This window comes from Streptomyces sp. NPDC089919 (genome assembly GCF_040684615.1).
Lineage (GTDB): Bacteria > Actinomycetota > Actinomycetes > Streptomycetales > Streptomycetaceae > Streptomyces.
Genome location: NZ_JBFBGK010000031.1, coordinates 33,871 through 52,026, shown reverse-complemented (window position 1 = coordinate 52,026; position 18,156 = coordinate 33,871). Strand labels below are relative to the sequence as shown.

At 76.2% G+C, this 18,156-nt stretch carries 12 protein-coding genes; 1 reads left to right on the top strand and 11 read right to left on the bottom strand.

Translation table 11 applies throughout. From position 1 onward, the window contains the following. Positions 1–16: 16 nt before the first annotated feature. The 8 genes from AB0O40_RS15655 to AB0O40_RS15620 all read right to left on the bottom strand — a co-directional run bounded on the left by AB0O40_RS15655 (position 17) and on the right by AB0O40_RS15620 (position 13,461). Positions 17–1,126 (bottom strand): M50 family metallopeptidase, encoded by a 1,110-nt coding sequence (locus tag AB0O40_RS15655; RefSeq protein ID WP_365040742.1) that lies wholly within the window; start codon positions 1,124–1,126, stop codon positions 17–19. Next, positions 1,123–2,238: a lantibiotic dehydratase C-terminal domain-containing protein gene (locus AB0O40_RS15650; RefSeq protein WP_365040739.1), complete on the bottom strand. Its 1,116-nt coding sequence runs from the start codon at positions 2,236–2,238 to the stop codon at positions 1,123–1,125. Before AB0O40_RS15650 ends, AB0O40_RS15655 begins: the two co-directional genes overlap by 4 nt. Continuing rightward, a complete protein-coding gene (locus AB0O40_RS15645) occupies positions 2,226–5,048 on the bottom strand; it encodes a lantibiotic dehydratase (RefSeq protein ID WP_365040736.1) in 2,823 nt (940 codons plus the stop codon). The genes AB0O40_RS15650 and AB0O40_RS15645 overlap by 13 nt, the downstream gene beginning before the upstream one ends. 19 nt (positions 5,049–5,067) lie before the next feature. Next, complete coding sequence (locus tag AB0O40_RS15640; protein WP_365040733.1) at positions 5,068–6,720, bottom strand: nitroreductase family protein; 1,653 nt, start codon at positions 6,718–6,720, stop codon at positions 5,068–5,070. 54 nt (positions 6,721–6,774) lie between these two features. Further along, positions 6,775–8,751 (bottom strand): TOMM precursor leader peptide-binding protein, encoded by a 1,977-nt coding sequence (locus AB0O40_RS15635; protein WP_365040730.1) that lies wholly within the window; start codon positions 8,749–8,751, stop codon positions 6,775–6,777. After that, the gene (locus AB0O40_RS15630; protein ID WP_365040728.1) at positions 8,741–10,990 is read right to left on the bottom strand and encodes a TOMM precursor leader peptide-binding protein; all 2,250 of its coding nucleotides are present in this window, start codon (positions 10,988–10,990) and stop codon (positions 8,741–8,743) included. Before AB0O40_RS15630 ends, AB0O40_RS15635 begins: the two co-directional genes overlap by 11 nt. A gap of 89 nt (positions 10,991–11,079) precedes the next feature. Next, the gene (locus tag AB0O40_RS15625) at positions 11,080–12,882 is read right to left on the bottom strand and encodes a BTAD domain-containing putative transcriptional regulator (protein ID WP_365040725.1); all 1,803 of its coding nucleotides are present in this window, start codon (positions 12,880–12,882) and stop codon (positions 11,080–11,082) included. 408 nt (positions 12,883–13,290) lie between these two features. Then, positions 13,291–13,461 carry a thiazolylpeptide-type bacteriocin gene (locus AB0O40_RS15620; RefSeq protein WP_365040722.1) on the bottom strand — a complete coding sequence of 57 codons (171 nt, stop codon included), beginning with the start codon at positions 13,459–13,461 and terminating at the stop codon, positions 13,291–13,293. A gap of 313 nt (positions 13,462–13,774) precedes the next feature. Between AB0O40_RS15620 and AB0O40_RS15615 the strand changes: the two genes are divergently transcribed. After that, positions 13,775–14,611, top strand: a complete 837-nt coding sequence (locus AB0O40_RS15615) for an SDR family oxidoreductase (protein ID WP_365040719.1) — start codon at positions 13,775–13,777, stop codon at positions 14,609–14,611. A 27-nt stretch (positions 14,612–14,638) separates the two neighbouring features. On the opposite strand, the gene AB0O40_RS15610 is transcribed toward AB0O40_RS15615, so the two are convergent. From AB0O40_RS15610 to AB0O40_RS15600, 3 genes are read right to left on the bottom strand one after another with little or no spacing between them, the layout of a single operon-like run. Further along, positions 14,639–14,992, bottom strand: coding sequence for a UBP-type zinc finger domain-containing protein (locus tag AB0O40_RS15610; RefSeq protein ID WP_365040716.1), 354 nt, complete (start codon positions 14,990–14,992; stop codon positions 14,639–14,641). Beyond that, complete coding sequence (locus AB0O40_RS15605) at positions 14,989–16,458, bottom strand: ATP-binding protein (RefSeq protein WP_365040713.1); 1,470 nt, start codon at positions 16,456–16,458, stop codon at positions 14,989–14,991. Before AB0O40_RS15605 ends, AB0O40_RS15610 begins: the two co-directional genes overlap by 4 nt. A 10-nt stretch (positions 16,459–16,468) precedes the next feature. Continuing rightward, positions 16,469–18,145, bottom strand: coding sequence for an FAD-dependent oxidoreductase (locus AB0O40_RS15600; RefSeq protein WP_365040711.1), 1,677 nt, complete (start codon positions 18,143–18,145; stop codon positions 16,469–16,471). Positions 18,146–18,156 lie beyond the last annotated feature (11 nt).

Genomic DNA, 18,156 nt, shown 5'->3' with positions numbered 1-18,156 from the left:
CTTGGCCGTCGGGAGGTCAGCGGAGGAGCAGGAGGAGGGCCGTGCAGCTGCCGGCCGCCGCGAGCAGCACCATGGCCGCCGCCGTGACCGCGTAGGCCGTGTGGATGCGGCGGGCCCGCGGCGGGTAGCCGGCGACGGCCGCCCGGCCGCCCCGCCGCAGGGCCAGGTAGGCGCGGGTCTCCGGGGCCAGCTGCGCGCTGCCCAGGGCGTGGCTGAGGATGCGGTACCCGTCCAGCGGCGGCAGCGGGACCAGGTTGCTCAGGGCCTGCACGATGCCGACGAACAGCGCGCCGGTGAGCGGCGGGCGGGCCGGGTCCGCCGGGTCGAGCAGGGCCCACCACAGCCCGAGCGGCAGCAGGAGCAGCAGGTTGACGTGGGCCCCGGCGGCGGCCACCACCAGCTTGGCCCGGCGGCCGGGCAGGAAGAGGTAGTCGTCGACGGTGCAGTACATCATCATGGCCGGGAACCGCCAGCGCAGCCCGATCTCGGTGACGTGGCCGCCGTAGTGCCGGGCGGCGATGCCGTGGGCCAGTTCGTGCAGGCAGACGCTGAACCACAGGAAGACCGCGAACGGCACCAGCAGCAGCGGGCGGCCCAGCAGCTCCCGGGTCCCGTCCAGGCAGCCGGCCGGATCGGCGAGCACCGCGACCGCCATCACCAGGACGGCCGCGACCAGCGGGAGTTGGACCGAGGGCCGCAGCAGCGGGGCGAGCGGCCGGTGCAGCCGCCCGGCGGTCCGGTGGGCGTCGGCGACCGTGCGGCGGCTGCCCTTCCAGAGGGTGCCGGTGCGGGCCGGGCCCGGCTCCGGGGGCGCCGGGTCGGGCGCCCCGGCCAGCAGCCCGCGGGCGCCGAGCAGCCCCAGCAGCCGGGTCCACTGCTCCTCGGGGAGCCGCAGCCGGTAGCGCTCCGCGTACTCCGCCACCACCGCGTCGAGGTTGCGGGTGCCGTCCAGCCGGCTGATGACGAAGTGCTCCTTGGGGCCGACCTCGAAGGTGGCGCCGCTGACCGGGTGCCGGATGAGGTGGACGGTCCGCGGGCCGCGCAGCACCGGCGGGCCGATCTGCACGCCCGGGCGCAGGGCCGGCCGGTAGGCGCGGGCCGCCGCGGCCCGGTCGGTGGTGCTCACGAGGCCCCCGGCTCGCGCAGCACCCGGCCCAGCACGAAGGCCAGGTACGCCTCGTCCCGGATCGTCACGTGCAGCCGGTTGTTGGTCATGTGCATGTACGGCGAGAGCAGCCGGGGCAGTACCGCCGGCAGGTGCGTGACGGTCACCAGCGGGGCCGCGTCGGGGTCCTCGGCCCGCTGCTGGCCGGTGTCCTCGCGGGCCGGGCCGTCCCACGCGGGGAAGGCCAGGTCACCGCGGGCGGTCAGGTCGGCCACCCGGTCGCGCAGCTCCAGGCAGTGCTCGGCCCAGCCGCGCAGGAAGACCGGCAGCCGCCCCGGCTCGCGGCTCGCCACCGCCGCCCGCAGCTGCGCGAACCGGGCGCCCAGCCCGGGCGCCATCCGCTCGTAGGTCTTCTCGTACTCGGTGGAGCCGATGAAGCCGGTGCCGGGGAACAGCCGGTGCCAGAAGGCGTAGTACGAGTCGAGGTAGTCCGCCAGCCGGTCCTCCTCGGGCAGGAAGCAGCTCGCCATCACCATCATCAGCTGGGCGGAGGTGCCCAGCAGCACCGTCCGCAGGTGCAGGTTCATGGTCCGGTACGCCTCCAGGACCAGGTCGCTGGAGTGCCGGAAGTGCCATTCGGCGAGCTCCACCCCGGCCGGGCCGCCGTACTTGGCGTACTCGGGCGCGTAGGGCTGGTACGCGAAGGAGTTGTTGGGCCGTAGCCGCATCCGGCCGTCCGGGCCCATGTACGCGGCCCGGTCCTCGCCGGGGAACTCGATGTCGAAGAGGGAGTTGTAGAAGTCCTTCAGGAAGCCCGAGTCGACCTCGTACAGCGCCGGCCGGGCCTTGAGGAAGCCGCTGACCGCCTCCTCGGCCCGGCGGCGCACCTCCGCCTCGGCGGCCGGGCCGCTGGGCCGCAGCCGCAGCCGGACGTGGGGCCCCTCCAGCCAATAGTTGATGAAGAAGTACCCGGACAGCAGCCCGTCCTCGGTGAGCGCCCCGACCAGCGGGCGCACGCAGTCGACCAGCAGGGGCTGCGGGTTGGCGGCGTAGTGGACGTGCAGCGCCAGCCAGGGCGGGGCCGCGCCGTCCACGGGTCCGCGGAAGGCGGCGGGTTCGGTCAGTTCGGGCATGACGGCGCGACCTCCGGGCCGGACGGCGGGACGGGACGGGCGGACGGGCGGGGCCCGGTGGTGAAGGTCTCGACGGCCAGCTCGGCCACGTGCCGGCCGCGCCGGGAGGTGACGTGCAGCCCGTCCTCGGCGGGCAGCATCTCCTCGAATGCCACCCGGACTCCGGGCGCCCGCTCCACCAGCGCGTCGAGCGCGGACAGGGACAGCGGGCTGTCGAAGTCGACGTAGACCGGTTTGGCGCCGGCCGGCCCCCGGCCGGCTCCCAGGACGCGGGCGAAGCAGCGGTCGGGCAGGCCGTGGCCGCGCCGCCAGCGCTGCCAGGCGAGGAAGTCCGCCGCCTCGGAGTCCGGTCCCGGCCCCGGCACCGGCAGCACCGCCGCCTCGGCGGTCCAGCTGCGCCGGGCGACCACCACGTCCCCGTGGCGCACCCGGGGCCGGTGGCTGACCCCGTCCCCGGCCGGCCCCTCCGGAACCCCGGCCCAGACGTCGAACGGCGCCATGGTGCTGGGCGAGAGCAGCAGCAGGGTCCGGGGGATGGCCGGCAGCGCCAGCGGCACCAGGTAGCCCAGGTAGACCGGGACCACCTCCGCGCCCAGCCGCCGGGAGCGCAGCACCAGCCGGCCGGCCGCCTCGTCGTGCTCGACGTACAGGTCCTCCAGGCCGATCCGGTCCTCCTCGGGCACGCTCGCGGTCTCGCCGGGGCAGACGATCCGGTGGCCGGTCAGCCGCCCGTGCAGGTTCAGGTTGCTGCTCACCGGGCCGCCGGTGACCTCGGCGAGGACCGCGCCGGCCGGGGCCCGGCCGGCCAGCTCGGCGCGCAGCTCCCCGGCCAGTCCCGGCCCGGCCGGGTCCGGCCCGTCGTACAGGTGGGTGAAGCGGCTGAACGGGAAGGCCAGGCCGCCGTAGGACTTGTTGAGCACCACCAGCGGCCGGCCGCCGGGGGGCCGGGAGAGCTGGAGGTGGTGGCTCTGCGGGACGAACCCGGCGGCGAGCGGGGCGAGTGCGGCGGCGGTCCGGTCCAGCAGCTCCGCCGGCAGCTCCACCTCCTCGGCGTCCTGCGCGCCGTCCTCCTCCCAGAGCGCGCGGACGCCCTCGTGGAAGAGCCCGCGGGCCCGGTCCAGGACCCGCATCTCCTCCTGCCCGAGCCAGTTCTCCTCGGGGACGTAGCGGCCGTCCGCGCCGAACGGGACGCGCTTGGCGGTGAAGGACACGTACTGGTCGAAGAAGTCCTCGTGGAAGTCGTGGACCAGGCCGAGCAGGTCCTCGCAGCGGCCGCCCCGGCCGTACCGGGCGAGGAAGAAGCCCAGCAGGGTGATGCGCTGGGGGAGCGTCAGGTCGAAGAGCGGCAGCACCCCCTCGACGGCCCGCAGCGCCCGGCCGGCCGGCCCGCCCAGGACGCCCGGCCCGCAGACCAGGCCGTCGCCGGTGCGGACGTCCTCGTACAGGAGGGTGCCCGGCAGCGTCGGAGTGTCGGCGCCCAACTCAATCTGGATGTCGTTGAGTTGACTGCGCAGGGTGCCGAGCAGCGCCCGCCGGCCGGGGACGTCCGCCGCCGGGTAGCGGGCCAGGCAGTCGGCCGGGCCGCCGAGCAGCGCGGCGAGCCGGTCGGCCCAGGGCGCGCCGAGCGAGCCCAGCGCCGCGCGGTAGGCGGCCAGCGGGTCGGGGTCGTGCACGTCCGTGCGGAGCAGCGGGACCTGCACCATGCCGACGTCCAGCAGGGCGGCGGCGTACCGCTCGCACTCCTCGCGGCCGGCCCGGTGCTCGGCCGCCAGCCAGTCGACCAGCTCCCGCAGCCGGACGCCCTCCGGCCGGGCCCCCAGCCACTCCAGCAGCCGCTCCAGCGTCCCGCTGCTGCGCAGGAAGAACAGCCGGTCGCGGACCGCGTCGAAGGTGACGGCCGCGCCGTCGTCCCCCTGGGTGGTCTCGTGCCGGACGTACCGGATGCGGTCGGCGTCCCGCTCCCAGCCGGGCGAGAGCACCACGGGCAGGTCCCGGCGGCGGTCCGGGTCGGCGGTGATCAGCCGGGTCAGCCGGGTGAGCTGGACGACGTTGAGCCGGACGTGGCTCACCCACTCCTCGCCGGGGTCCAGCGCCGCCCCGTCGTCCGCCGGGCCGCCCTCGAAGGAGGCCAGGCCGATGCCGGTGAAGGTGCTGAAGGGGCTGGTCTTGCACGCCGTGCGGTACAGGTACGCCAGCGCCGAACGCTCCACCTTGCGCAGCCGGTTGGCGGGCCGGGCGGCGGTGTCCCGCAGGTAGGCGTCCAGCCGGCCGTCCAGGGTGGGGGAGGCGAGCAGCAGTCCGGCGCGCAGCCGCTCCTCGGCCAGGGTCCGCCGCAAGGCGGCGCGGGCGGCGCCGAGTTCGGCCCCGAGCAGTTCGGGTCCGGAGTCGGTCAGCTCGGCGAGCCGGACCCGGTCGCGCAGCCAGGCCGCCGCGCGCCGGCCGGTCTCCGGATCGGCCTCGGCCACCAGGCGGACGGCCGCCTCCGGGTCGGCCGGCAGCCGGTTGTTGAAGATCCGCCGGCGCAGGTCGAGCAGGGCGCGGCGGCGGGCGGCGGCGGCCGGGCCGTCCGCGGGGCCGGTGGTGGACTTGACGAGGGTGTGCAGCAGGTCGCTGAGCAGGGCCCCGGTGGTGGCCAGCCGCTGTTCCTCGGCCAGCACCACCTCGGCCCACCGGCCGGTGCCGACGCAGCGCAGGGCGTGCACCGTCTCGACGGGCAGCCCGGCCGCCCGGAGCACGAAGCGCCGGCCGGGCTCCCAGCCGGCCGGCGGCGCCGCGGCGGCCCCCGGCGCGCCGGACTCTGTGGATGTCATGGGCATTCCTCCGGGGCCGTCAGACGATCTCGTGGTGGAAGTCGGCGGGCCCGGGCCGTTCGTGGCCGAGCGCCATGATGAGCAGCGGGGCCTCGTCGCCGTCGGCGAGGCCGAGCCGTTCGGCGTAGGAGACGTTGTCGAAGCCGAGCGCCACTCCGGCGCCCAGGCCCAGGGCGGCCGCCGCCAGGTAGAAGCTCTGGGCGACCGCGCCGGCGGTGGCGACCGCGAGCCGGTAGCCGCGCTCGCCCACCGCGTCCAGCACGGCGGTGGTCCGCACGGTGGGCACCAGGACCGCCCCGGCCTGCTCCAGGTTGTAGTTGGCCAGGAAGTAGTTGGCCTGGAGGAAGGCCCCCTGGGGGCCGTCCGCGACCCGGCGCAGCCCGCCCCGGCCCGGCTCGTAGGCGTAGGCCCCGGGCTCGATGCCGTCCAGGTGGCTGACGAAGGCGTAGAGGCGGGCGAGCCGCACCTCGCCGGCCGGATCGGCGTCCCCGGCCAGCCGGGTGTCGGCGCAGGCCGCCAGGACCGCCGAGAGCTGCGCCGGGGTGACCGGGCGCCGGGCGTCGAAGCGGCCGAAGCTGGAGCGGCGCTCGCGCAGGGTCCGGCGCAGGCCGGTGGCGGGCGGCGCGGGCGGCGGCAGCTGTACCCGGATCCCGCCGCTCTCTCCGTCGGATTCCCCGCCGGGGTCCGGCCGGGCCGCCGCGGCGGCCAAGGCGCCGGGCGCCGGCCGGTCGGCGGCCCCCGCCAGGGTCGCGGCGTGCATCTCCCGCAGGGCGGCGAAGTCCAGCAGGGTGCGGGAGCGTTCGGCGTCCCGGTGCCGGACCACGGGCCGGTGGCCGGGGCCGGCGGCGGGCGCCGGCCCGGCAGCGGCGGGCCCGGCCGGGGGTGCGTCCCAGTGCAGCGGCACCACCGCGAAGACGGCCTCCTGCTCCCCGGGCACGCCCAGCAGTTCGTTCAGCCCCGGCTCGTCGAACCACAGCGCCGGGGCCAGCCGCAGCCCCCGGGCCGCCGCCCACACCCGCCAGGTCTGCACCAGCGTGCCCAGGTCGGTGGCGACCACGTGGAAGGAGAAGCTGTTGTACTTGAAGGAGTTCTGCCAGTACTTCACGCCCAGCACCAGGTATTGGTCGGTGTCCGCGGCGCCGTCCGGGGCCCGGTCGCCCAGCGCCCGGCGCACCCGGTCCGTGACGTCCCCGGCCAGCAGCCGGTGCAGCGCGTGCCGGTGCACGTCGTAGTGGTGCAGCCCGGGCAGCAGCGGTCCGCTCGGCCCGGCGGCCCAGTGGATGCTCACCGGGTAGAGCCCGCCGCCGCCCGCCGTGCCGCGTGACCAGTTCGCGTGCGGGTAGTACGGCAGGCCGGCCAGGTCGGTGTTGGCCTGCACGCCCAGCCGGCGCCCGGTCAGCCCGTACGAGTCCTGCAGCATCGCGGACAGCAGCGGCAGGGTGAACCCGCGGGCCGCGTCCCCCGGCGCCACCGGGGCGAGGCCGGGCCACAGGCCGGGGGCCACCGGCACGTCCGCCAGGTCCCCGGTGCCGGGCAGGGCGAACGCCTCGGCGTGCGGGTAGTGCTTGCCCCGGCGCGGGCCGTCGGCCCAGTCCACGACGTGGTCCACCGGCTCCATCGGGACGCGGCCGCGGTGCAGGACGGCGCGGGCGTACTCATGGGCGTACCCCACGGTTTCCCCTCTCTCGGTGCGCGGCGCGTGCGCGCCGCGGTGGTCGGCGGCCGGTCACGGGAACGGGTGCGGGCCGGGGTTGAGCCCGGCCGGGGTCAGGTCGTCGGGCCGCAGGCCCGCCTCGCGCAGCGCGGTGCGCATCCGGGGCAGCCGCGGGGCGCGCTGCCGCGTCCAGCCGAAGTCCAGCGGCAGCAGGCCCGGTACCAGCACCTTCACGGTGTGCAGTCCCAGCGCGCGCTGCTCGGGGGCGCTCTGGTCGACCACCACCACGTCGAAGCCGGCGCCGGTCACCGCCGCCACCGCGGCGAGCAGGTCCGCCCGGACGTCCGTACCGGAGTCGTCGGCCCGGGCCCAGTGCAGGTCGGCGAGGCGGACCGGCGCCGGTGGCGCGGCCGGGCGGAGCAGGAAGTCGGCGTACCGGGCCATCTCCGGCACCGCGTACACCAGGGGGTGGTCGTGCAGGCTGGTGATCTTCGTGAAGTCGGCGGCCATGGCGCGGTAGCCGGCCTCGTCGCGCGCGAAGCGCTGGTGGAGCTGGACCGAGTCGGTGGCGATCTCGCAGAGCGCCGCGGCCAGCGCGGCGGCCGGCTCGGGCGCCGCACCGGCCCCGAAGCACATCCGGGCCGGGCCGCCGTCGAACCGCTCGGCGACCGCGGTCACCACCGGGACCGGGAAGGTGATCCGGGTGTCGAAGAACCGCGCCCGGTAGCCGTACATGGCCATCCGCTCCACCATGATCCGGACGTCCGGGGCGGTGTCGCCGAGGTCGATCTCGGGCAATGGCTGCCGGCCGTGCCAGGCGAGCAGGAAGGCGTCCCGCTCCAGCACCTCCATCAGCCCGCCGAGTGCCGCCTCCTCCAGACTCCCGCCGGAGGAGCAGCCGTTGGAGCTCTCCTGGACGAACCGGTGCTCGATGCCGGGCTTGTGGTAGTACGCCAGCACCTCCGGTACCGCACGCGGGGCGGCGTCCCGCAGCGACCAGCCCCACACCCAGGGCACCGGGCGGTCCGGGGCGAACGGCGGCACCCACGGGTTGGCCCGGTGGAACTCCGCGTCGTACAGGCCGGTCTCGCGCGGGTCGACGGCGGTGGGACCCAGCTCGTCCAGGGTGGCGACGAGGGTGACGGCCCGGCCCCGGGCGCGCATCCCGGCGAACCGCTCCAAGCCCTCCAGCACGCCGATCCGGGTGCTGTCGCGGTAGTTGTCGGTGTGCCCGCCCCAGAAGGTCTCCCGCAGGTAGTCGCCGGACCGGCTGGAGAAGCAGCCGACGGTGGCCGAGGTGGTCGGCGAGGTGACGTCGCAGACCACCGAGGGCCCCACGGCGCCCCAGTGCGGATTGGCGAAGGCGTCCACCGGCAGCCGGTAGTCGTCCAGGTGCCGGACCCGGCCGGAGCCGGGCCGGTGGGCGGGCGCCGGCCGCAGCTCCAGGGCGGCGGAGTCCGCGGTCACCGGCAGCGGGGTGCCGCACCGGGGGCAGTCCGGCTCGGGCACCAGCGGGTGGTGCCGGACCGTGAGCCCTTCGAGGTCCACCAGCCACACGTCGGGGAACGTCCCCGCCCCGTCCGGGGGTTGGGCCGCGAGCCGCCCGATCAAGCCGGCGACCGCCTGCGCGGCGAACGGCAGCCGGTAGGGCCAGGGGCCCGACTCCCGCGTGCCGCCGCGCAGTTCGAGCCCTTCCCGCAGCCCCACCGAGCGCACCGCCTGCCAGCGGCGCCGCAGACAGGAGCCGCAGCCGGGACGGCCCGGCACCGGCCAGGGGCCGACCATCACCTGGCGGCCGTACAGGTGCACCGGGAGCGGGGCGCCGGCGCCCTCCGGCCCGCCGTACCCGCTCTCCCCTCCGGTGGACGTCTCCTCGGCGAAGGCGTCCCGCACCCCGAGGGCCCGCACCGCGAGGGCGGGGAGCCGGATGCCCGGGGCGGCCGGCAGCTCCGCCAGCGCGCGGCGCAGCGCGGCGGCGAAGCTCCGGCAGTCCGCCTCCCGGGTGCCCGCCGCCCCGGCGGGGGCGGTGCCGGCGGGCTCAACGGCCATCGGCGGCCGCCCCGGTGAGCAGCACCCGGACCGTGTACAGCCCGGCCGCCGGCAGGTCCGCGGCGTGCGTGGGCACCACGAAGGCGTCCCGGCCGGCCGCGGCCAGCCGCTCCAGCACCTGCGCCCAGGTCGACTCGCCCGCCCCGCCCGCCGGGGTGCCCGCCGGGCCGGTGACGGGTATCAGCAGCGGATCGAGGTCGGCGAGCAGCGGGTCCCCGGTGTCGGGGGCGCCCAGCACGCCCTCCGCGGCGAGTTGGACGGTGCCGAGCAGGTCGCGCAGGGCGTCCACGGCCGCGGCCGTCCGGTCCAGGGCGGCCCCCACCGCCCAGCGGGCGGTCTCGGTGGGGCCCGCCGCCGTGGCCCGGGCCAGCACCACGGACACCCCGGTGCGGTCCGCCTCGCCGAGGTCGAGGAGTTCCACCCCGAACTCCAGGTGGCCCGCGGAGCGCAGCAGGAAGCCGGCCTCCGGGTCGTCGGCCAGTGCGGCCGGGTCCAGTACGGCGGTCTGCCCGGCGCCGCGCACCGCGCGCCGCAGCGCGTCGTGGGCCAGCGCGGAGAGCAGGCCCGCGGCGGCGGCCTCCGGCAGGCCGCCGCCCGCGCCGGCCCCGGCCCGGGAGGGTTCGAACCGCCGGTCCTGGTTGTCCGGGCCGAACGGCCGCACCGCGCCGGCCGGCACCCGTACCGGTTCCTTGGTCAGCAGCGAGGTGGCGGCCAGCCAGGCGGTCACCGGGTCGGCCCCGGCCCCGGTGGCCGTGGTCAGCTCCTGCGCCGTCACCGCCCGGACCCGGTCCGGCCGGTCCGCCCCGTCCGGCACGGGCGCCGCGGGGACCACGTGCTCGGCGTAGACGAGGGCGGCGGCCTCCAGCGCGCGCAGCCGGGCGCCCGCGGTGTGCTGCACGTCGAAGGCGGCCACCGTCCGCGTCCCGGCCGCCCCCAGGCCCAGCTCCACCGCGCCCACCTTCAGCGGGGTCTGCACCACCGGCTCGTCCGCGTACCGGGTGAACACCCCGACGGACGGGCGCAGGGCGAGGGCGCGGCGGTCCAGCTCGGCCAGCGGGCCCTCGGTCGCCGCGTCGTCCGGGGCGGCGGCCACCACCGGCCGGAAGGCCGTCCGGGCGGGCAGGCCGGTCAGGTCCACCGGCGCGGTCGAGGCCTCGCCGGCCGGGCAGTAGGGGCACCGCGGGTGCGGCAGCAGCCGCTCCGCCAGCACGTCGAAGGAGGCCATGTCCTGGAGCAGGACCTGGCCCCGGGTCTCGGCCGGCAGCGCCCCGGTGACCAGCCGGAACACCTCGTAGCCCAGCAGGTTGCCGAGCATCGCGGCGAGCGGGCCGCGCGGCTGCGGTCCGGGCGCGGTACCGCCCAGGGCCAGCGCGCTCCAGAAGCCCGCCGCCACCGCCGCATCGCCGGTGGCGGACAGCCGCAGTGCCGCGCAGGCCGGACAGCCCGCGGTGTCCGGGGCCACCACCGGCCCGACCACCGCCCGCCCGCCGAAGGTCCAGGCCGGCAGCAGCAGCCGGCCCGCCGGCACGCCCCCGCGCACCAGCTCGGCCGTGCTCCGGAACGCCGCCGGGCCTCCGGCCGCCACCACCACGTCGTACTCCTCGTACGCGCTCCAGCCCCGCGGGCCGCGGGCGGCCGGCAGCAGGGTCAGGGCGGCCGGCGCACCCTGCTCCGCCAGCTCCGCGGCCTCGGCCCGCAGCGCCCCGAACTCCCCGCCGGTGGCCGGTCCGCCGGCCGGGCCGGGTGCCACCGCGACGGCGGCGCAGCCGTTGCGCAGCAGGGACAGCGCGCACCAGCGGGCCACCGGGCCGTCGCCGAGCACGGCGACCCGGGTGCCCCGGAAGGCCGCGAACCGGGCCGGCGCGCCGTCCGCGTAGTGGTCCAGGTAGCCGATCTGCTCGGCGAACCGGGCCGCGACCGCGGGGTCGAGGACCGGGCCCGCCCCCTCCTCGGGGTCCGGCACCGGGCGGGCGAAGCCCCGCGCGTACAGCGCCTTGACCAGGCCGCCGACCATCGCCTTCTGCGCGTCCTTGAAGCCCGCGCAGATCTCGGCCACGGTCCGGCTGCCGTCCAGGTGGGGCACGAGCAGGGTGGCGAAGCGGTAGGCGGACGGGGAGCTGAGCTGGAAGCCGCCGTCGGCGTTGTGGAAGACCACGCCCTGGGGCGTCTCGGTGTAGAGCACGTCGCGGCGCACCCTGGGCCGGGTGCCGGCGGTCTCCTCGTACGGCGTCGTGGGCATGCGGGGATCACACCTCCGGGTCGCGGCCGGTCGGCCGCACGGAACGGGAAGGGCGGGGCTGCGGGTCGCGGGGCACCGCGCGGGCGCCGTCAGGCGGCCCCGGACGGGAGCGCGCGCCGGACCGCGGCGGCGACCGGTTGCGGGAGGGCGCCGGTCCGCCCGGACCGGCGCAGCGCGTGCGCCCGGAACAGCGGGTTCATCCGGAAGGTCCCGGGCTGGTCCTCCTCCAGGAGGCCGTGGTCCAGGAGCCGTTCGAGGACTTCCTCGGCCTCCGTCTCGGGGACGCCGAGGGCGCCGGCCGCGGCCGGCGCGGCCAGCGGGCCGCCCAGCCGGGCCAGCCGCAGGTGTGCCTCGGCCAGCGGTCCGGGCAGCCGGTGCAGCGCCCCGTCCAGGGCCAGCGGCACCGACATCCGCGGATCGTCCGGCAGCGCCAGCCGGGCGGGCAGGTCCCGGCGCAGCCAGCCGGCGTAGTCCGCCAGCCGGGTCTTGGGCCGGGTCAGCAGTCGCGCCCCGACGATCCGCAGCGCCAGCGGGACGTGTCCGCAGGTCTCCGCCAGGGCGTGCACGGCGGCCGGTTCGGCCGCCACCCGCTCCTCGCCGAGTACCGCGGTCAGCAGGGCCCCGGACTCCGGTGGGGCCAGGGTGCCCAGCGGCACGACGGCCGGGCCGTGGGTGGCCACCAGCGCGGCCAGCCCCATCCGGCTGGTGACCACGACCGCGCCGGGGCCGGCGGGTTCGAGCAGGGCCCGGACCTGGTCAGGGTGGACCACGTCGTCCAGGACGACCAGGCAGGGGCCGGCGGCGGTGGCCGGGCGCACCGAGCGCAGTTCGGCGGCGGCCTCGTCGGCGGGCCGGGGGGTGCCGTCGGGTCTGCTCATCGGCAGCAGGAAGCAGCCGCCCGGGTACCGGTCCGCCACCAGGTGCGCGGTGTGCAGGGCCAGCGCGGTCTTCCCCATGCCGGGGCCGCCGGAGACCACCGCGAGCCGGGGCCCGCCGGGGCCGGGCGGATCGCTCAAGTGGGCCACCAGGACGGCGGATTCACGGGTCCGGCCGGTGAAGCCGGGGACGTGCGGCAGCCGGGGGGCCTCCTGGGCGGGGTCCTCGGCGGCCGGCGCGGCGGGGGTCAGCATGGCCGCGGTGGTCTCGACGGCCGGCCCCCGCGGTTCGTCGCCGCGCAGGATGGCCAGTTCCAGCCGCCGGAGCTCGCTGCCCGGGTCGACGCCGAGCTCGTCGCGCAGGTGCGCCCGGATCCGCCGGAACTCCGCCAGGGCTTCGTTCTGCCGTCCGACGCGGTACAGCGCCCGCATCAACTGAGCGGTCAGGCCTTCGTGTTGGGGATGGGCCCGGGTGGCCTCCCAGAGGTCCACCAGGACCTCCCGACATCGGCCCCGGGCCAACTGGATCTCGCAGACCCGCTCCAGCGCCCGCAGCCGCTCCTCCACCAGCCTGGGGACCTCGTCGCGGTGCACCAGCTCCGAGGGGACGTTGGTGAGCAGGGGACCCCGCCACAGGCCGAGTGCCGTGCGCAACAGGGGGAGTTCGGCCTCCCCGGCGCCGTCCGCCTCGGTGGTCAGCCGGCGGAAGTGCAGCAGGTCCAGGGAGTCGGCGTCGGCCGGGAGCAGGTAGCCGCCGGCCACCGCGACCACCGCCCGGTCCTCGATGCCGTACTTGGCGAACAGCCGGCGCAGCCGCAGCACGCAGCTCTGTAACGCGGCCTTGGCCGTGGCCGGTTGGTGCTCGCCCCAGACGGCCTCCCGCAGCCGTGCGGTCGGCACCACCTCGCCGGGCCGTACCAGGAGCGCGGCCAGCAGCGACGTCGGCTTGGCCGGTGGCAGTACCACCACGTCCCGCCCGTCGGTGATGCTGAGCGGGCCGAGCAACTGGAATCGCACAGAGTGCCCCCTGTTGACCGTCTGTTGACCGTCTCATGCCCGCCCGGAAACCTTCGGTCGCGTGGCAGTGGTGAGTGTCTACCGGCGTAGATTCCGGGTCAAGGGGGGCGACCATGAAGCACATGGGGCGGATGTGACTCCTGAGACGATGCCGGAACGGCCCTCGCACCGGTGAAATCCCAGGTGGCGGACGTTTCAGAGGCCGCGAGTGAACTTCAAGCCGCGTGCTCCGGGTGCTCGGCGGTCCGGCGTTCCTCAAGGGTTGTCGAGGTGTTCACGCCACGTCGGGCGGCCCGGCCGGAGCGGAACCGGAGCGGCACCCGCCCGGCCCGGGAACGCGGAACGCCCGGCCGGCGCCGCCCCGCGAGGGGAGCGGCACCGGCCGGGCGCGGAAGCACCGGCCCGGGATCAGGCGGAGCAGGAGGTGGTGCTGCAGGTCGAGCTGGAGGTCGAGGTGGAGCTGGTGCTGGTGCAGCCGGCCAGCACGACCTCGCTGGCGTCCGAGTAGTCGGAGATCTCGAAGGTCTCGGCCTCCAGCTGCAGGATCTCGTCCGCGAGGGTGCTCAGGTCGTTGTTCATGGTGCCTCCCGATGAGTCAGGGCGGATCGCGGCGGCCGGTGAGTGCAGGGCGCCGGCCGGGCTCCATTCCACCCGCCCCCGCTCACCGTTCGGCACGTCTCCCGCTCACCGCCCGCTGACGGACCGCTGGCACACCGCGCCAGCGGCGTCCCGGGCGCCGGGCCGTGCGCCCGTCCGTGCGTCCGCGCGCCCCCGCATGGGGGATGGCCGTGGCCGGAAAGCACCCGCACGATCGCCTGCGCACGGTCACCCGGGATCGGGCCCGCCCGTGCACCTCGGTCACACGCCCGCTCGGGTCATCACGGAGGAACGCATGGGGAGACGCTGGCTGGTCACGGGTTGTTCGTCCGGCCTCGGGCAGGCGCTGGCCACCGCCGCCGCCCGGGCCGGGGACGAACTGGCGGTCACCGCCCGCAAGACCGCCGACCTCGAGGAACTGGCCGCCGCCTGGCCCGGCCGGATCACACCGGTCCCGCTGGAACTGCGGGACGCCGACTCCTGCGAGGCCGCCGTCCGTACGGCCCTGGACCGCCTCGGCGGCATCGACGTCCTCGTCAACAACGCCGGGGTCGGGCTCTTCGGCGCGGTCGAGGAGGTCTCCGACGCCGAACTGCGCGACCAGCTGGAGACCCTGGTCGTCGGACCTTGGCGGCTCACCCGCCTCGTCCTGCCCCTGATGCGCGCCCAGGGCCACGGGCACGTGGTCAACGTCTCCTCGGTGGCCGGCCGGATCGCCTTCCCGGGACTGGCCGCCTACATCGCGGGCAAACACGCCCTGGAGGGCATGAGCCAGGCTCTGGCCGCCGAGGCCGCACCGCACGGCATCAAGGTCACCGTCCTGGAACCGGGCATGTTCGCCACCCGCTACGGCACCGCCATGACCGAGGCCGCCCGGCACGTCCCGGCGTACGACGTCACCAACCGCGAGATGCTGGAGGGCGCCCGCGGGCTCGCCGAGAACCCCGAGACCGGCCGCCCCGAGGACTTCGCCGCCCGCGTCCTGGAGATCGTCGGGTCCGAGGCCCCCACCCCGCTGCGCATCCCGGTCGGCAACGACGCGTACGGCTACCTCGACCTGGCCGCGGCGGCCGCGGGCGAGGAGCTGGAGGCGGCCCGGGAACTGGTCCACGGCCCGCCGCCGGCGGTCTGAGGCCGCCCGCCCCTCACCCCAGCCGGGTCAGCGGTGCAGCCTGGTCGTCCAGTCCACCGGGACCCGGTCCGCCGGTCCCGGCGCCGGCTGGTCGGCCGGGTGCCCGGTCGGCGGGGCGAGCGCGGGACCGTTCTCGTACAGGGTCTCGGTGGCGAAGTCCCAGAACCACTCCTCGGCCGGCTCGAAGCTCTGCGCCAGCGGGTGCCCGGTCTCCTTGAAGTGCCCGGTGGCGTGCTGGGCCGGCGAGGAGTCGCAGCAGCCCACGTGCCCGCACTGCGCGCACCGCCGCAGGTGGAACCACCAGCCGCCGACCGCGTCGCAGTCCGCGCAGCCCGGGCCGCTGGGCGGCGCTCCCGGGTCGATGCCCTCGATCTCGCTCATGTGCCCTCGCTCTCCGTGTCGTCCTCCGCCCCCGCGGCGGGGGCGGTCAGCGGCAGCAGCACCTGGAAGCGGGTGTCGCCCGGGACGGACTCGACCGTAAGGCTCCCGTGGTGCTTGTCGACCACGATCCGCCAGGAGATGTCCAGCCCGAGGCCGGTGCCCTCGCCGACCGGCTTGGTGGTGAAGAAGGGATCGAAGATCCGGCCCCGGATCTCCTCGGGGACGCCCGGACCGGTGTCCTGGAACTCCACCAGCAGCCGGTCGCCGGACCGGGCGGTGCGCACCGTCAGCACGCCCTCGCCGCCGGTGCCGCCGATGGCCGACACCGCGTTGTCGATCAGGTTGGTCCACACCTGGTTCAGCTCGGCCGGGTAGGCCGGAACGGCCGGCAGGGAGCGGTCGTACTCCTTGACCACCCGCACCCGCGGTCCGATCTTGCCCGAGAGCATCAGCAGCGTGCTGTCCAGCAGTTCGTGGACGTCCACGTCCCGGTGCGGGGCCCGGTCCAGCTGGGCGTACTGCTTGGCCGCGTCCACCAGGTGCGAGATCCGGGTGGTCGAGTCGTCGATCTCGTCCATCAACAGCTCGGTCTCCACCGTGTAGTTGAGCCAGCCGATCGCGCCCGGCAGGATGTCCGCGGCCACCGCCGCGGCCACCTGCTCGAGCCAGTCGGTGTCCAGCCCGGCCTGCACGAAGACGGGCGCGACCCGCCAGCCCTCCGGGAAGCCGTGGTCCTCCAGCCAGTCGGCCAGCTCGTCCTCCCGGTCCGAGGCCTCCAGCGGGCTCAGCGCCGTCGCCTTGGCCACCCGCTCGGCGGTCCGCTCCTGGATCTCGATCAGCCCCGCCAACTGCTCGCGGGAGTAGGGGCCCTGCGCGATGTGTGCCAGCTTGTGACGCATCTTGCCGACCCGCTCGCGCAGCGCCGCGGTGGCCCGGACCGCAGCCGCGGCCGGGTTGTTGAGCTCGTGGGTCAGCCCGGCCGACAACGACCCCAGCGCCAGCAGCCGTTCGCGCTGTCCGATCGCCAGCTGGGTGTTCTTCGCACCGAAGAACAACCCCTCCAGCAGGTGTGCGGCCATCGGGAACCAGTCCCGCATGATGTCCGCGAAGGACTGCGCGGGCAGCACGAAGAACCGGGTCGGCTCGGTGACCCGCATCGAGTTGACGTACGTCTGCGGCACCCGCTCGCCCAGGTACGCCTGCATGGCCCCGGCGTAGACACCGCGCTGCGAGGTGCGGCTCACCTCCACGTCGTCGCCGCCCACCCGCCGGTACAGCACGACGGTGCCCTCGATCATCACGTAGAAGCAGGTGGCCGGCTCGCCCTCGGTGTAGACCGGACCGGGCTCGAATCGTTCGGTCCGCCCCTCGGCGCACAGCCGGCCCAGCTGCTCGGGGGACAGCTTCTCGAACAGGAACAGCGAGCCGATCTCCTGCGGGTCGCAGGGCAGCGCCTGGGCGTTCACCTCGGACTCCTCACGACTGCTCCAGGTAGCGGTGGACCAGCATCACGGCCATCGCGCCCTCGCCCACGGCCGAGGCCACGCGTTTGGCGGACTGGGCGCGCGCGTCACCGGCCACGAAGACGCCCGGGACGCTGGTCTCCAGGTGGTAGGGCGGCCGGTCCAGCTCCCAGCCGGCCGGCGGCCGGCCGTCCGGGGTGAGGTCCGGCCCGGCCAGGATGAAGCCGTGCTCGTCGCGCAGCACCGTCCCGTCCAGCCAGTCGGTCAGCGGGGCCGCGCCGATGAAGACGAAGAGGTACTGCGCCTCGACGTCCTCGCGGGCGCCGCTCACCGCGTCCCGCAGGGTCAGCCCCTTCAGGTGGTCCGCGCCCAGCGCCGCGTCCACCACCGTCCGGGGCCGCACGGTGACGTTCGGCGCCTCCTCGATCTGCTGGATCAGGTAGTACGACATCGAGGCCGTCAGGGACTCCCCGCGCACCAGCAGCGTCACCGACTTCGCCCCCCGGGCCAGGAAGACCGCCGCCTGACCCGCGGAGTTCGCCCCGCCGACCACGTACACGTCCTGCCCCTCGCAGGAGGCCGCCTCGGTGAGGGAGGAGCCGTAGTACACCCCCCGGCCGGTCAGGTCCGCACAGCCCGGCGCGGGCAGCTGCCGGTAGGTGACGCCGGTCGCCAGGATCACGCTGTGCGCGGCGACCGCCGAACCGTCGGAGAACCGCACCACCCGGGCCGGGCCGCTCGCCTCCAGGCCGGTGACCTCGCGGGCGGTCAGGATCTCGGCGCCGAACCGGCCCGCCTGCCGACGGGCCCGGTCGGTGAGCTGGGCCCCCGAGACGCCGTCCGGGAAGCCGAGGTAGTTCTCGATGCGGGAGCTCTGGCCGGCCTGGCCACCGGTCGCCGACCGCTCGACCAGGACGGTGCGCAGCCCCTCGGAGGCCCCGTACACCGCCGCGCCCAGCCCGGCCGGGCCGCCGCCGATCACCACGAGGTCGTAGAACTCCGACGCCGGGGTGGTGGCCAGCCCCACCCGGGCCGCCAGCTCGGGGGTCTCCGGCTCGATCAGCGCGGTCCCGTCCGGGGTGACCACCAGGGGCAGCCGGCGGCCGTCCGCGCCGGCCGCGGCCAGCAGCCGCTGCCCCTCGGCCTCGTCGCTGGAGTACCAGCGGTAGGGCACCTGGTTGCGGGCCAGGAACTCGCGCACCCGGGAGGAGGGGGCCGACCAGCGGTGGCCGACGACCTTCGTGGCCGGTACCGGCCGGTAGTCGCTGGAGCGCCAGGCCGTGAGGAGGTCGTCCAGGACCGGGTACAGCTTCTCCTCCGGCGGGTCCCAGGGCTTGAGGAGGTAGTGGTCCAGGTCGACCACGTTGATCGCGTCGATGGCCGCGTCGGTGTCCGCGTAGGCGGTCAGCAGCACCCGACGGGCCCCCGGGTAGACGCCCAGGGCCTGCTCGAGGAATTCGATGCCGTTCATCTGCGGCATCCGGTAGTCGGCCAGGATCACCGCCACCAGGTCCCCGCGCAGCTTCAGCTCGCGCAGCGCCTCCAGGGCGGACTCGCCGGACTCCGCCCGGACGATCCGGTACCCGTCGCCGTAGTGGCGCCGCAGGTCACGGGCGATCGCCCGGGAGACTCCCGGGTCGTCGTCCACCGTCAGGATGACGGTCCGCGCCGCGTCGGTGGCCTGTGCCATGCGTGTGCCCT

Excerpts from the sequence above, each read along its gene's own strand:
- AB0O40_RS15650 (WP_365040739.1), bottom strand. The coding sequence starts at position 2,238 with ATGCCCGAACTGACCGAACCCGCCGCCTTCCGCGGACCCGTGGACGGC.
- AB0O40_RS15645 (WP_365040736.1), bottom strand. The coding sequence starts at position 5,048 with ATGACATCCACAGAGTCCGGCGCGCCGGGGGCCGCCGCGGCGCCGCCG.
- AB0O40_RS15635 (WP_365040730.1), bottom strand. The coding sequence starts at position 8,751 with ATGGCCGTTGAGCCCGCCGGCACCGCCCCCGCCGGGGCGGCGGGCACC.
- AB0O40_RS15630 (WP_365040728.1), bottom strand. The coding sequence starts at position 10,990 with ATGCCCACGACGCCGTACGAGGAGACCGCCGGCACCCGGCCCAGGGTG.
- AB0O40_RS15620 (WP_365040722.1), bottom strand. The coding sequence starts at position 13,461 with ATGAACAACGACCTGAGCACCCTCGCGGACGAGATCCTGCAGCTGGAG.
- AB0O40_RS15615 (WP_365040719.1), top strand. The coding sequence starts at position 13,775 with ATGGGGAGACGCTGGCTGGTCACGGGTTGTTCGTCCGGCCTCGGGCAG.
- AB0O40_RS15610 (WP_365040716.1), bottom strand. The coding sequence starts at position 14,992 with ATGAGCGAGATCGAGGGCATCGACCCGGGAGCGCCGCCCAGCGGCCCG.
- AB0O40_RS15600 (WP_365040711.1), bottom strand. The coding sequence starts at position 18,145 with ATGGCACAGGCCACCGACGCGGCGCGGACCGTCATCCTGACGGTGGAC.